The organism is Streptomyces sp. NPDC035033 (assembly GCF_040636735.1).
In the GTDB taxonomy this organism is placed as follows: domain Bacteria; phylum Actinomycetota; class Actinomycetes; order Streptomycetales; family Streptomycetaceae; genus Streptomyces.
The window spans coordinates 185,289-198,738 of sequence record NZ_JBEZUZ010000001.1 but is presented as its reverse complement, the minus strand read 5'-3'; the positions used below and the strand labels follow the sequence as shown (position 1 = coordinate 198,738).

The window sequence follows — 13,450 nt, the reverse complement described above, 5'->3', positions numbered from 1 at the left end:
ATGTCCACACCGCTCTCCGCGCAGCCCGTGCTGCGCCTGCAGAACCTGACCCGGGTCCACGGGTCGGGCGCCACCGAGGTGCACGCCCTGCGCGGGATCGACCTCGACGTGCACCCGGGCGAACTCGTCGCCGTCATGGGGCCGTCCGGCTCCGGCAAGTCCACGCTGCTCACCATCGCCGGCGGCCTCGACACCCCGACCTCCGGCCAGGTGATCGTCGAGGGCACCGACATCACCACCGCCGGGCTCAAGGAACTCGCCGCCCTGCGCCGCCGCAGCATCGGCTACGTCTTCCAGGACTACAACCTCATCCCCGCGCTGACCGCCGCCGAGAACGTCGCCCTGCCCCGGGAGCTCGACGGGACCTCCGCCCGCAAGGCGCGCGGCGAGGCGCTCGCCGCCCTGGAGGAGATGGGGCTCGGCCACCTCGCCGACCGCTTCCCCGACGAGATGTCCGGCGGCCAGCAGCAGCGCGTCGCCATCGCCCGCGCCCTCGTCGGCGACCGCCGGCTCGTCCTCGCCGACGAGCCCACCGGCGCCCTCGACTCCGAGACCGGCGAGTCCGTCCTCGCCCTGCTCCGCTCCCGCTGCGACGCGGGCGCCGCCGGCGTCCTCGTCACCCACGAGCCGCGCTTCGCCGCCTGGGCCGACCGGGTCGTCTTCCTCCGCGACGGCGCCATCGTCGACCAGACCGTGCGCAGCGAGGCCGACTCCCTCCTCACGGGCCGGGTGGCCGAGGCGTGAAGAACTGGTTCCACTCCTGGCGGGCGGCCGTCCGCATCGCCCGCCGCGACGCCTGGCGCGCCAAGGGCCGCAGCTCGCTCGTCCTCGCGATGATCGCCCTGCCCATCCTCGGGGTCAGCGCCGCCGACCTCACCATCCGCAGCTCCGAGCTCTCCGTCACCGAAAGCCTGGAGCGGTCGATCGGCGCCGCCGACGCCGCCTTCCGCGACCCCGGCTTCGGCGGTGTCCCGGTCCACCAGTCGCCCGACGGCAAGAACGTCTATCCGGCGAAGGAACCGGCGGACAACGAGCCCTGGCCCAGCGGCTCCACCGACCCCGGCAAGGTCATACCGGCCGGCGCCCGCTGGATCACCGACACCCAGGGCGCGGCCAAGCTGACCACCGTCCACGGCCTGCTCCAGACCGACGTCCGGGAGCTGAAGACCGACGACCCGATGGCCCGGGGCATCACGACGCTCCTCGACGGGCGGCACCCGCGGAAGGCCGACGAGGTCATCGCCACCTCGGCGTTCCTGGAGAAGAGCGGGCTCTCGGTCGGCTCGACCGTTTCCGCTCGCAATTTCGACCGTCCGTACCGGATCGTGGGCTCCTACGAGCTCCCGGACGACCTGGACGCCGCCCAGATCACCGCGCTTCCCGGAGCCTTCCTCGCCCCGTACGGGAAGGCCGCCGAGAAGGCGGGAGCGCTCGCGCCCGGCTCCACCACCTCGTACCTGGTGCAGCGCTCCGGTGGTTTCACGTGGAACGACGTGCGGGCGATCAACGCCAAGGGCGTCTCGGTCGCCTCCCGGGCCGTCCAGCTCGACCCGCCCGCCGACTCCGAGGTCCCGCTCTACCAGCAGGAGGGCTGGGGCGGCTTCGGGTCCAGCGACGGCGCCGACGCCATGCTCCTCGCCTCCCTCGCCACCGTCGTCGGCCTGGCGATGCTGGAGATCTGCCTGCTCGCCGGCCCCGCCTTCGCGGTCGGCGCCCGCCGCTCCCGCCGCCAGCTCGGCCTGGTCGGCGCCAACGGCGGCTCCCGCAGCCACATCCGCGCCATCGTCCTCAGCGGCGGCCTCGTCATCGGCGTCTCCGCCGCCGTCATCGGCACCGTCCTCGCCCTGGTCCTCACCCTGGCCCTCCAGCCGTGGCTGGAGGACTACATGGGGAAACGGTTCGGCGCCTTCGACGTCCGCCCGCTGGAGCTCCTCGGCATCGCACTGCTCGCCGTCCTCACCGGCCTGCTCGCCGCCGTCGTCCCGGCCGTCACCGCCTCCCGGCAGACCGTGCTCGCCTCGCTCACCGGCCGCCGCGGCGTCCGCTCCACCAGCAAGGTGCTGCCCGTCGTCGGCCTGATCGCGCTGCTCCTCGGCGCGGCGATCGCCCTCTACGGCTCCGTCGTCACCGACCAGTTCGTCATCGTCGCCGGCGGCTCGGCCATCGCCGAGCTGGGCGTGGTCGCCATGACCCCCGCCCTCGTCGGGCTCTTCGGCCGGGTCGGCCGCTGGCTGCCGCTCTCCCCGCGGCTCGCGCTGCGCGACGCCGTCCGCAACCGGGGCCGTACGGCTCCGGCGGTCGCCGCCGTCCTCGCCGCCGTCGCCGGCACCGTCGCCGTCGCCACGTACACGTCGAGCAGCGACGCCCAGTACCGCGCCCAGTACACCGCCAGCCTGCCGCACGGCGCCGTCTCCTTCCTCCAGACGGAGGAGGGCGGCCGGGACGTCCCCGCCGTCGCCGACGCCGTCCAGCGCTACTTCTCCGTCGAGACCCGCGCCGACGTCTCCCGCGTCGCCGTCGGCAAGCCCGGCTGCCCCGCCTGGGGCGGCGGCGACGGCTGCGGCCAGTACGAGCTGCTGATGCCGCCCGCCAACGAGTGCCCGATGTGGGCGACCACCACCGACGGCAGCGACCCGTCCGAGAAGTTCACCCCCCAGCAGCGGCGCACGATGCTCCACGAGGACTGGCGCTGCGAGCAGACCTCGGGCGGTGGCGGCGTCTACATCGACGGCGGGCTGCTCGTCGGCGACGCCCGGCTCCTGAAGGTCCTCGGCATCGACGACCCCGGCGCCGTCCGGGCCCTCGCCGACGGCAAGGCCGTCGTCCTCTCCCGGCCCCTGGTGGAGAAGGACGGCACGATCGGCATCAAGCAGGTCACCGACCTGAAGGCCGCCGAGCGGGCCTCGATGGCGGGCAAGCCCACCCCGGGCAAGGTCTCCCGGATCCCCGCCCACCTGGTCACCGGCGACCCGGACTCCTACGGCCTCCAGGTCCTCATGACCCCCGCGGCCGCCAAGGCCGCCGGTCTCGCCACCGTGCCCGTCGGCGCCTACTTCAGCACCGACGCCCTGCCGAGCAGCGAGCAGCGCCAGAAGCTCGACGCGGAACTGGCCGCCCTCGGAGCCGGGGTCGACCTCACCGTGGAGGAGGGCTACGTCTCCGACGACAGCATCTTCCTGCTCGCGCTGACCCTCTTCGCCGGCCTGGTCACCATCGGCGCCGCCGGCATCGCCACCGGCCTCGCCCAGGCCGACGCCGAGGCCGACCTGAAGACGCTGGCCGCCGTCGGCGCCCCGCCGCGCGTCCGCCGCACCCTCAGCGGCTTCCAGTGCGGGGTGGTCGCCGCCATGGGCGTCGTCCTCGGCTCCGTCGCCGGACTGCTCCCCGCGGTCGGACTGCGGCTCACCGAGGAGCGCGAGCAGCTCCGCTTCCACGAGCGGACCCTCGCGGAAGGCTGGGGCGGCGACCTCACCCCGCCGTACGTGCCGATCGTGATCCCCTGGGAGACGCTCGCGGCCCTGCTCGTCGCCGTCCCGCTCGGCGCGGCGCTGCTCGCCGCCCTGGTGACCCGCTCGAAGGGCGCGGTGGCCCGCCGCGAGGCGACCTGACGTCTTTCCGTGACCGGCCGTGCCCGGGGAGAAGGGTGGATCATCCTTCTCCCCGGGCACACCTGGTGGGGAAGCACGTGTGCGAGAGAATGGCGGCATGGAGATGCCGAGGAATGACAGGTCGCCGGAGAGCCCCCAGGTCCTCATCGTGGGACAGGACGGGATGGCACTCGGCGGCGCCCAGGGCGACGACGAATCCCGCGAGGTCCCGGTGACGGAAATGGTCGAGCAGCCTGCGAAGGTCATGCGGATCGGCAGCATGATCAAGCAGCTTCTGGAGGAAGTTCGGGCGGCACCTCTCGACGAGGCCAGCCGGGTACGGCTCAAGGAGATCCACGCCAGCTCCGTGAAGGAGCTGGAGGACGGGCTCGCGCCGGAACTGGTCGAGGAACTGGAGCGCCTGTCGCTGCCGTTCACCGACGAGGCGATCCCCTCCGAGGCGGAACTGCGCATCGCGCAGGCCCAGTTGGTGGGGTGGCTGGAGGGTCTCTTCCACGGCATCCAGACGGCGCTGTTCGCCCAGCAGATGGCGGCCCGCGCCCAACTGGAGCAGATGCGGCGGGCCTTGCCCCCCGGCGCCTCGCACGACGACGACGGTGACGAGGGCGGCCGCGGGCACGGCCGCGCGGTCGGCTCGGGGCCGTACCTGTAGGGCTGCCGCCGTGACGGGAACGGGCCCGGCGCACACCGCGTGCGCCGGGCCCGTCCCCGTACACCTCACGGCGCGAGCAGCAGCACCTTGCCGACGTGGGCGCCGGACTCCAGGACGCGGTGGGCCTCGGCGGCCTCCCGCATCGGCAGCGTCCGGTCGACGACCGGACGGACCGTGCCCGCCTCCACCAGCGGCCAGACGTGCTCGCGGACGGCCGCGACGATCGCCGCCTTCTCCTGGAGCGGGCGGGCGCGCAGGGTCGTCGCCATCACGGCGGCCCGCTTGGCGAGCAGCGCGCCGAGGTTCAACTCGCCCTTGACGCCGCCCTGGAGGCCGATGACGACGAGCCGGCCGTTGAAGGCGAGGGCCCGGACGTTCCGCTCCAGGTACTTGGCGCCCATGATGTCCAGGATCACGTCCGCGCCCGCCCCGCCGGTGGCCTCGCGCACCTCCTCGACGAAGTCCTGGGTCCGGTAGTCGACGAGGACGTCCGCGCCGAGTTCGGCGCAGCGGGCCAGCTTCTCCGGGCTGCCCGCGGTGACCGCGACCTTCGCCCCGACCGCCTTGGCCAGCTGGATCGCCATGGTGCCGATGCCGCTGGCGCCGCCGTGCACGAGCAGCGTCTCGCCCGGACGCAGGTGGGCGATCATGAAGACGTTGGACCAGACCGTGCAGGCGACCTCGGGGAGCGCGGCGGCCGTGGCCAGGTCGACGCCCTTCGGGACCGGCAGCAGCTGGCCCGCCGGGACGGCGACCCGCTGGGCGTAGCCGCCGCCGACGAGCAGCGCGCAGACCTCGTCGCCGACGGACCAGCCCGAGACGCCGGGGCCGAGGGCGACGATCCGGCCGGAGCACTCCAGGCCGGGATGGGGCGAGGTGCCGGGCGGCGGGTCGTAGAAGCCCTGCCGCTGGAGGACGTCGGCGCGGTTGACGGCGCTCGCCACCACCTCGACGAGGACCTCGCCCTCGCCGGGCACGGGATCGGGCACCTCGGCCCAGACCAGGGACTCGGGGCCGCCGGGTTCCGGAATCGTGATCGCATGCATGGCGGCGAGGCTACTCCCGGTCCCGTCCTCCGTCCGCTCAGTCCTCCGGCGGCGTGGTGAGCGGGGTGACGGGGGCCGCCCGGACGATGGTGATGACCCGGTCCGTGAGCTTGAGGGGGCTCGCCGCCGGGTCGTCGTAGCTGAGCAGCCGGTGGCCGCGCAGCACGCTCACCACCAGGTCGTCGGTCTCCCGGACGCTCCGGCCCGCCTCGGCCTTGGTCACCGGGCGCTCGACCAGGTCGAGTCCGGAACCCTGCTGGATCAGGTCCTCCATGACCGTGCCCGCGCTGGGGCTGAGCACGGAGAGGCCGAGCAGCCGGCCGGCGGCGGAGGCGCTGGTGATGACCGCGTCGGCACCGGACTGGCGGAGCAGCGGGGCGTTCTCCTCCTCCCGGACCGCGGCGACGATCTTCGCGCCCCGGTTGAGCTGGCGTGCCGTCAGGGTGACCAGGACGGCGGTGTCGTCGCGCTGGGTGGCGATGACGATCTGGCGGGCCCGCTGCACCTCCGCCCGGAGCAGGACGTCGCTGCGGGTGCCGTCGCCGACGACGCCGACGAAGCCGTCGAGGTTGGCCGCCTCGATGACCTTGCCGGAAGGGTCGACGATGACGATCTGGTCCTTGCGGAGACCGGTGGCACAGAGGGTCTGGATCGCGGACCGCCCCTTGGTCCCGAAGCCGACGATCACGGTGTGGTCGCGCAAGTTGGACCTCCACTTCTTGAGGCGGAACTCCTCCCGGGTCCGTTCGGTGAGGACCTCGAGGGTGGTGCCGACCAGGATGATCAGGAACAGCACGCGCAACGGCGTGATCACCAGGATGTTGACGAGCCGCGCGGAGTCGCTGTACGGGACGATGTCGCCGTATCCGGTGGTGGAGAGGGTGACGGTCGCGTAGTAGGCGCAGTCGAGGAAGTCGACGGTGTCGTTGGCGTTGTCGTGGTAGCCGTCGCGGTCGACGTAGACGATGAGGACCGTCAGGAACAGGACCCCGAGGGCCATGAGGATGCGCCGGCTGACCTGGCGGAGCGGCTCCACGGTCCGGCGGGGCAGGTGGATCCGCGAGCCGGAGACCTTCTCGTCGGCATGGCGGGCCATGACGTCACGGCTGGGAAGTTTCACGTGAAACATGCTCCTTGGGCGGGCGCGGGCGGCGTCTCGCCGGCCACTGCGTTCTGCGTCGGCCAGGGGAGGGCGAGGAGTGCCGGGCGCCGGCCGGCCTCGGCTCCCCCGGGCGGGACGACGGCCATGCCGTCGGCGGCGGCGATGCCCCTCAGCATGGCGGGCCCGTTGTAGTGCAGGGGCACGAGGCCCCCGTCCCGGTGGACGACGGGGACGAGCCGGGTGTCGTACGGGTGGCCCTGGACGCCGTCCCGGAGCGGGACCGAGGCGGGAGCCCCGGAGTCCCCGGGCCCTCCGGAGGCCCCCGGCCCCCCGGCTCCCGCGAGGGCGGCCAGCAGGGGCGCGGCGAGGGTGAGGAGGCCGGAGACGGCGGCGAGCGGATTGCCGGGGAGGCCCACCAGGTGGCGCCCGGCGTCCAGCCGGGCGAGCAGCATGGGGTGGCCGGGGCGGACCTTCACCCCGTCGACCAGGAGGGTCGCCCCCGCCTTGTCGAGGACCCGGTGGACGTGGTCGACCGGCCCCGCGGCGGTGCCGCCGGTGGTGACGACGAGTTCGGCGGCGGAACCGGTGACGGCCGCGTGGAGCGCCTCGGCGTCGTCGCCGATCCGGCGGGTCGCGAGGACCTCGGCGCCGAGCGCGGTCAGCCAGGGCCCGAGCATCGGGCCGAGCGCGTCCCGGATCAGGCCGTCGTGGGGGAGACCGGCCGCCAGCAGCTCGTCGCCGAGGACGAGGACCTCCACACGGGGACGGGGCGCCACGGCGACCTCGTCGTAGCCGGCGGCGGCGGCGAGACCGAGGACGGCGGGGGTGACGGGGCACCCGGCGGGCAGCAGCTCGTCGCCGGTGCGGCACTCCTGGCCGCGGGGGCGGATGTCCTGCCCGGTCACGACCTCGCGGAGGGGGTGCAGCAGAACCGTTCCGGCCGCGCCGGGTCCGGTCCCCACGGGGGAGGGCTCGGTGCGCGCGTGCTCGGAGCGGAGGACGGCGGTGGCGCCGGCGGGGACGCGGGCGCCGGTGGCGATGCGTACCGCCTCCCCGGGGGCGAGGGCGCCGGCCCCGGGGTGCCCGGCGAGGACGGACTCCTCGCGCACCCGCCAGGGGCCCGGTCCGGCGACCGCCCAGCCGTCCATGGCGGAGCTGTCGAAGGAGGGCAGGTCGGTGAGGGCCCGCAGCGGTTCGGCGAGGGCGCGGCCGAGCGCCTGCCCGAGCGGTACGCGGACGGGCGCGCGGTCCGTCGCCGCGCGGGCCTCGGCCCCGGCACGGGCGGCGAGGGCGCGCGCCTCGGGCCAGGGGGTGGCCCGGTGGTGCCCGTGCCCGTGCCCCCGCTCGGGCGCGGGGGAGGGCGGGGGCACGGGGGAGGGCGGGGGTTGTCCGGGGGTCATCCGGCCTCGTCCCGGCCGGCCTGACCGGCCTGACCGGCCTGTTCGGGCTGGCCGGCCTGTTCGGGCTGCTCGGCCTGCTCTGCCTGTTCGGCCGCCCACCGCTGGGCGAGGGCGGCGGCCTTGCGGGAGGCCTCGGCGACCGCCTCGGCCGGGGCCGTGCCGCTCTCGGCGGCCTTCGCCGCGGCGTAGCCGACGAGGAAGGTCGTCAGGGGCGCGGCGGGGCGGGCGACGCCGTGGGCGGCGTCCCGGGCCAGGTCGAGCAGGACGCCGGTGTCGACGTCCAGGTCGATGCCCAGTTCGGTCTTGACTGCGGTGATCCATTCGTCCAGCACGGCTCCATGGTCCCTGATGCGGGCGCGGGCCGTGGCGATGTCCTCCCAGGTGTCGCAGTCGAAGGAGGCCAGGGGCGCGTCCGGGTCGGCCGGGACCCGGGCGACCCGGAGCCCGCCGGTGAGGAGCCTGAGGGGAAGGTGGTCGAGGCCCCGGTGGGCGTGCCGCAGCGCGTCGAGCTCACGGCGCAGGGGGCCGGCCCGGTAGGCGGCGACGAGCGGCTGGTCGCGTCCGTCCGCGTCGGTCAGCAGCGCGGCCTCGGCCTCCGGCTCGGCGTCGAGCGCGGCGAGGAGCCGGAGCACGGTCGGCTCCCCGAGGAAGGGCAGGTCGGCGGAGAGCGCGAGCAGGACCTCGGGGGCGGATCCGGCCCCGGTGTCGGTGCCGGTTCCGGTGCCGGTGTCCGTGTCGGTGTCGGTGTCGGGGGAGCGGAGCGCGGCGGCGCCCGCGTCCAGGGCGGCCACGGGGCCCGTGCCGATCCGTTCCTCGCGGGTCCAGCGGACCGGCCGTGAGGTCGGGCGCGGGTCGCCGACGACCACGGTCCGGCGGGCTCCGGCGCAGGCGGCGAGCACCCGGTCGAGGAGGGGCCGGCCGCCGACCCGTACCCCCGGCTTGTCCACGCCCCCGAGGCGCCGCGCGGCTCCCCCGGCGAGCACGACGGCGTCATGTGCGGTGGTCACCCCAGCAGTATGGTCCGCCGCCGTCCTTCGGCGCCCGGCCGGTCTCCTGATGAGACGGACCGACCGGTTCCGGCCGGTTCCGACCGGTCCGTCGTACGGCTCCGAGCACGCGGGCCCGGGGCCGTACGTACGGTCCCGGATCCGTACGGGCGCGAACCGCGCGGTCCCGGGGCCGTACGGGCCGGAGCCGCGCGGGCCGGGGCCGTACGGCCGGAGCCGCGCGGTCCCGGCCTTCGCCGGTCAGAGCGTGCGGAGCAGGACCGCGGGCTGCTCGACGCAGTCCGCGACGTACCGCAGGAAGCCGCCGGCCGTGCCGCCGTCGCAGACCCGGTGGTCGAAGGTGAGCGAGAGCTGCACCACCTGACGGACGGCCAGTTCACCCTGGTGGACCCAGGGCTTGGGGATGATCCGGCCGACACCGAGCATCGCCGCCTCGGGGTGGTTGATGATCGGCGTGGAGCCGTCCACCCCGAAGACCCCGTAGTTGTTGAGCGTGAAGGTGCCGCCGGTGAGGTCGGCCGGGGTGAGCGCCCCCTGCCGGGCCGACTCGGTGAGCCGGGCGAACTCCTCGGTCAGCGACTCGGCGGTCCGGGTCCCGGCGTCCCGGACCACGGGGACGACGAGCCCGCGCGGGGTCTGGGCGGCGAAACCGAGGTGCACCCCGGGCAGCCGGACGATCTCGCGGGCGGCCGTGTCCACGGTGGAGTTCAGCTCGGGGAAGCGGGCCAGGGCGTGGACGCAGATCCGGGCGAGGAGCGCGAGGAGCGAGATCTTCGGCCCGCCCGCCGCGTTCATCGCCGCCCGCGCGGCCATGAGTTCGGTGGCGTCGGCGTCCACCCAGCAGGTCGCGTCGGGGATCTCGGTACGGCTGCGGGAGAGCTTGTCGGCGACGGCTCCGCGCAGTCCGCGCAGCGGGACCCGCTCCCCGGCGGCCGTCACGGACGCGGCGGGGGCCGGGGCCGGCGCGGCGACGGGCGTCTCGCGGGCGGTGAGGGCCCGCTCGACGTCGGCCCGCAGGATCAGGCCCTCGGGTCCCGAGCCGCGCACCTCCCGCAGGTCGAGGCCCCGGTCGCGGGCCAGCTTCCGCACCAGCGGGGAGATGACCGGCACCGGTCCGGCCGGCGCGGCGACGGCCGCCGGGGCGGGGGCCGCCTGGGCCGTCGGGGTGGGACCGGCCGTCGTTGTCGGCGTGGGATGGACGACGGCCGGGGACTGGGGGCGGATCCGGCGCCGCCGGGCCGCGGGGCCCGCCGTGCCGTAGCCGACGAGGACGTTGCCCGAGTACTCGGAGGAGACGGCCGCGTCGGCGTCCTGCGCCGGAGCGGGCGCGGCGCCCGCCGCCGGGGGCGTACCGGGGTCGGCGCCGCCGCCGACGGCGACCGTCAGGAGCGGGGCGCCGACGGGGAGTTCGGTGCCCTCCTCGCCGAACCGGGCGGTGACCACGCCCCCGTAAGGGCAGGGCACCTCGACCATCGCCTTGGCGGTCTCGACCTCGACGACCGGCTGGTCGATCGCGACGACGTCGCCGACGTCCACCAGCCAGCGGACGATCTCGGCCTCGGTGAGTCCTTCGCCGAGGTCGGGGAGCTTGAACTCAAGGACCTGGGCCATCAGTTGCCCGCCTCCCACTGGAGCCGCGCGACCGCGTCCAGGACCCGGTCGACGCCCGGCAGGTGGTGCCGCTCCAGCATCGGCGGCGGGTAGGGGATGTCGAAGCCCGCGACCCGCAGCACCGGAGCCTCCAGGTGGTGGAAGCAGCGCTCGGTGATCCGGGCGGCGATCTCCGCGCCGGGGCCGGCGAAGCCGCCGGACTCGTGGACCACGACCGCGCGGCCGGTGCGCCGCACCGACGCGGCGACGGTCTCCTCGTCGAAGGGCACGAGCGAACGGAGGTCCACGACCTCCAGGTCCCAGCCCTCGGCGGTGGCCGCCTCGGCCGCCTCCAGGCAGACCGGCAGCGAGGGGCCGTAGGTGATCAGGGTGGCGCTGGTGCCGCGGCGCCGGACCACGGCCTTGCCGATGGGCTCCACGCGCGCGGGTGCCTCGGGCGACCAGTCGGACTTCGCCCAGTAGAGCCGCTTGGGCTCCAGGAAGACGACCGGGTCGTCGGAGGCGATGGCCGCCCGCAGCAGCCCGTAGGCGTCCTCGACGGTCGCCGGGGTGACCACGTGCAGGCCGGGGGTGGCCATGTAGTAGATCTCGGAGGAGTCGCTGTGGTGCTCGACGCCGCCGATCCCGCCGCCGTACGGCACCCGGATCACCATCGGCATCGGCATCGCGCCGCGCGTCCGGTTCCGCATCCGCGCCACGTGCGAGACGAGCTGCTCGAACGCCGGGTAGGCGAACGCGTCGAACTGCATCTCCACCACCGGCCGCAGGCCGTACATGGCCATGCCGACGGCGGTGCCGAGGATGCCCGCCTCGGCCAGCGGCGTGTCCGTGCAGCGGTCCTCGCCGAACTCCTTCGCGAGCCCGTCGGTGACCCGGAAGACCCCGCCGAGGGTGCCGACGTCCTCGCCCATCACGTGGACGGTCGGGTCCTCGGCCATCGCGTCGCGCATGGCGCGCTGGAGCGCCTGCGCCATGGTGGCCGGCTTGGGCCGGCCCGCCGCCTTCGCGGCAGCCGCGCCGGTCGTCGCCGTCGTCATCGGCTCTCGTCCTCCGCTTCGAGTTCGGCCCGCAGCTGCGCCGCCTGCCCGCGCAGCTGCGCGGTCTGCTCGGCGTACACGTGCGTGAAGAGGTCCATCGGGTCGAGCACCGGGTCGGCGTTCATCCGCTCGCGCAGCTCCGCGGCCATCGTCTCGGCGGCCTCGGCCGCCGCGCGGCGGCCCTCCTCGTCGAGCAGGCCGCGCGCGGTGAGCTCCCTTTCGAGGAGGAGCACCGGGTCGTGGGCCCGCCAGGTCTCGACCTCGCCGTCCTCGCGGTAGCGGGTGGCGTCGTCGGCGTTGGTGTGGGCGTCGATCCGGTAGGTGATCGCCTCCACGAGGGTCGGGCCGCCGCCGCGCCGGGCGCGGGCCACGGCCTCGGTGAGGACCTGGTGCACCGCGACCGCGTCGTTGCCGTCCACCAGCCGGCCCGGCATGCCGTAGCCGACGGCCTTGTGGGCGAGCGAGGGGGCGGCGGTCTGCTTGGCGAGCGGCACGGAGATCGCGAAGCCGTTGTTCTGCACGAGGAAGACCACCGGCGCCTGCCAGACGGCGGCGAAGTTCAGCGCCTCGTGGAAGTCGCCCTCGCTGGTGCCGCCGTCGCCGACCATGGCGAGGGCGACGACGTCGTCGCCCTTCAGACGGGCCGCGTGGGCAAGGCCCACGGCGTGCGGCAGCTGGGTGGCGAGCGGGGTGCACAGCGGCGCGATGCGGTGCTCGCGCGGGTCGTAGCCGGTGTGCCAGTCGCCGCGCAGCAGGGTCAGCGCCTGCACGGGGTCGAGGCCGCGGGCGACGGCCGCGAGGGTGTCCCGGTACGAGGGGAAGAGCCAGTCCCGCTCCTCCAGGGCGAGGGCGGCGGCGATCTCGCACGCCTCCTGGCCGGTGGTGGACGGGTAGACCGCGAGCCGGCCCTGCTTGGTGAGGGCGGTCGCCTGGGCGTTGTACCGGCGGCCGCGGACCAGCTCCGCGTAGAGCCGGCGCAGCAGCGCGGGGTCGGCGTCGGCCACGGCGTCCGTGCCGAGCACGCGCAGCGGCTCGGCGTCGGGCAGCAGCGGGGCGGGGTCGGTCCGCGGCCGCCAGGCGGGCGGCGGCGTGGGCCGGTGGGCCGCGTCGGCGAGCGGCTCCTGGACTGTCGAACTGCGCTGTTGCAACGAGTCCACCTCCTCGTGGGAGCGGGCATAAGACCCGAAGGCGGGTGGCGCGGGTGTGGCGCGCCTCACCTACCGATTGTTCGGTCGTGGAGGCATTTTGGCTACAGGCGCCGTCATCCTGTGGACAAACGGTTCTCCACAGCCTGGGATGGAGACAGGTCGTCCACCGGAGAGAGGCGGGGGGACATGGCGGATGAACAAATGGCCGCGGCCCGGGGCGGTGCCCCGGACGACGCGGCGGGGGAGATCACGGACGAGGTGCTGAGCGCGCCCCCGGACACGCCGGCGCACGCCGTCCCGGCGCGGCCGCTGGACGCGATAGACCGGGACATCCTGCGACTGCTCCAGACGGACGGACGCGCCTCCGTGCGGTCCGTCGCCGAGCGGGTGCACGTCTCCCGGGCCAACGCGTACGCCCGGATCAACCGGCTCATCGACGACGGCGTGATCCGCGGCTTCAGCGCCCGGGTCAACCACGAGCGGGCGGGCCATGGCGCCTCCGCCTACATCACCCTCAAGATCGTCCAGAACTCCTGGCGCACGGTCCGCGAACAGCTCAAGGCGCTCCCCGGAGCCGCGCACATCGCGCTGGTCAGCGGTGACTTCGACGTCCTGCTGCTGGTCCACACCCCGGACAACCGCACCCTGCGCGAGCTGGTCCTCACCCGCCTCCAGGCGATCCCGGAGGTGCTCTCCACCCGCACCCTGCTGGTCTTCGACGAGATGGACCTGGACGCCGACCCGAGGCCCTGACGGCCCGCGGGGAACAGGAAGGGGCCCGGGGGAGCGTTCCCGTCCCCCGGGCCCCTTCCGCGGCCTCCAGCGGGCCTTCCGGCCCC

At 75.0% G+C, this 13,450-nt stretch carries 11 protein-coding genes; 4 read left to right on the top strand and 7 right to left on the bottom strand.

What is annotated here, in order from left to right; genetic code table 11:
- The 3 genes from AB0E83_RS00925 (at position 1) to AB0E83_RS00915 (ending at position 4,260) form a co-directional block, all read left to right on the top strand.
- Positions 1-744, top strand: coding sequence for an ABC transporter ATP-binding protein (locus tag AB0E83_RS00925; protein WP_362104049.1), 744 nt, complete (start codon positions 1-3; stop codon positions 742-744).
- Positions 741-3,608 carry an ABC transporter permease gene (locus tag AB0E83_RS00920; protein ID WP_362104047.1) on the top strand — a complete coding sequence of 956 codons (2,868 nt, stop codon included), beginning with the start codon at positions 741-743 and terminating at the stop codon, positions 3,606-3,608. The genes AB0E83_RS00925 and AB0E83_RS00920 overlap by 4 nt, the downstream gene beginning before the upstream one ends.
- Positions 3,609-3,705: 97 nt before the next feature.
- Entirely contained in the window at positions 3,706-4,260 is a 555-nt protein-coding gene (locus AB0E83_RS00915) for a bacterial proteasome activator family protein (protein ID WP_362104046.1), read from the top strand.
- 65 nt (positions 4,261-4,325) lie between these two features.
- Here AB0E83_RS00915 and AB0E83_RS00910 read toward each other — a convergent pair whose 3' ends face one another.
- The 7 genes from AB0E83_RS00910 to pdhA form a co-directional block, all read right to left on the bottom strand.
- Positions 4,326-5,306, bottom strand: coding sequence for an NAD(P)H-quinone oxidoreductase (locus AB0E83_RS00910; RefSeq protein WP_362104044.1), 981 nt, complete (start codon positions 5,304-5,306; stop codon positions 4,326-4,328).
- 37 nt (positions 5,307-5,343) lie between these two features.
- Positions 5,344-6,435 (bottom strand): potassium channel family protein, encoded by a 1,092-nt coding sequence (locus tag AB0E83_RS00905; protein ID WP_362104042.1) that lies wholly within the window; start codon positions 6,433-6,435, stop codon positions 5,344-5,346.
- A complete protein-coding gene (locus AB0E83_RS00900; RefSeq protein ID WP_362104040.1) occupies positions 6,423-7,808 on the bottom strand; it encodes a molybdopterin molybdotransferase MoeA in 1,386 nt (461 codons plus the stop codon). The genes AB0E83_RS00905 and AB0E83_RS00900 overlap by 13 nt, the downstream gene beginning before the upstream one ends.
- Positions 7,805-8,815: a DUF6457 domain-containing protein gene (locus AB0E83_RS00895; RefSeq protein ID WP_362104038.1), complete on the bottom strand. Its 1,011-nt coding sequence runs from the start codon at positions 8,813-8,815 to the stop codon at positions 7,805-7,807. The genes AB0E83_RS00900 and AB0E83_RS00895 overlap by 4 nt, the downstream gene beginning before the upstream one ends.
- Before the next feature lie 240 nt (positions 8,816-9,055).
- Positions 9,056-10,426 (bottom strand): dihydrolipoamide acetyltransferase family protein, encoded by a 1,371-nt coding sequence (locus AB0E83_RS00890; protein ID WP_362104036.1) that lies wholly within the window; start codon positions 10,424-10,426, stop codon positions 9,056-9,058.
- Positions 10,426-11,463: an alpha-ketoacid dehydrogenase subunit beta gene (locus tag AB0E83_RS00885; protein WP_362104034.1), complete on the bottom strand. Its 1,038-nt coding sequence runs from the start codon at positions 11,461-11,463 to the stop codon at positions 10,426-10,428. The genes AB0E83_RS00890 and AB0E83_RS00885 overlap by 1 nt, the downstream gene beginning before the upstream one ends.
- Entirely contained in the window at positions 11,460-12,620 is a 1,161-nt protein-coding gene (pdhA, locus tag AB0E83_RS00880; RefSeq protein ID WP_362104032.1) for a pyruvate dehydrogenase (acetyl-transferring) E1 component subunit alpha, read from the bottom strand. The genes AB0E83_RS00885 and pdhA overlap by 4 nt, the downstream gene beginning before the upstream one ends.
- Before the next feature lie 177 nt (positions 12,621-12,797).
- Here pdhA and AB0E83_RS00875 point away from each other — a divergent pair, with 177 nt between their 5' ends.
- Positions 12,798-13,364 carry an Lrp/AsnC family transcriptional regulator gene (locus AB0E83_RS00875; RefSeq protein ID WP_362104030.1) on the top strand — a complete coding sequence of 189 codons (567 nt, stop codon included), beginning with the start codon at positions 12,798-12,800 and terminating at the stop codon, positions 13,362-13,364.
- Positions 13,365-13,450 lie beyond the last annotated feature (86 nt).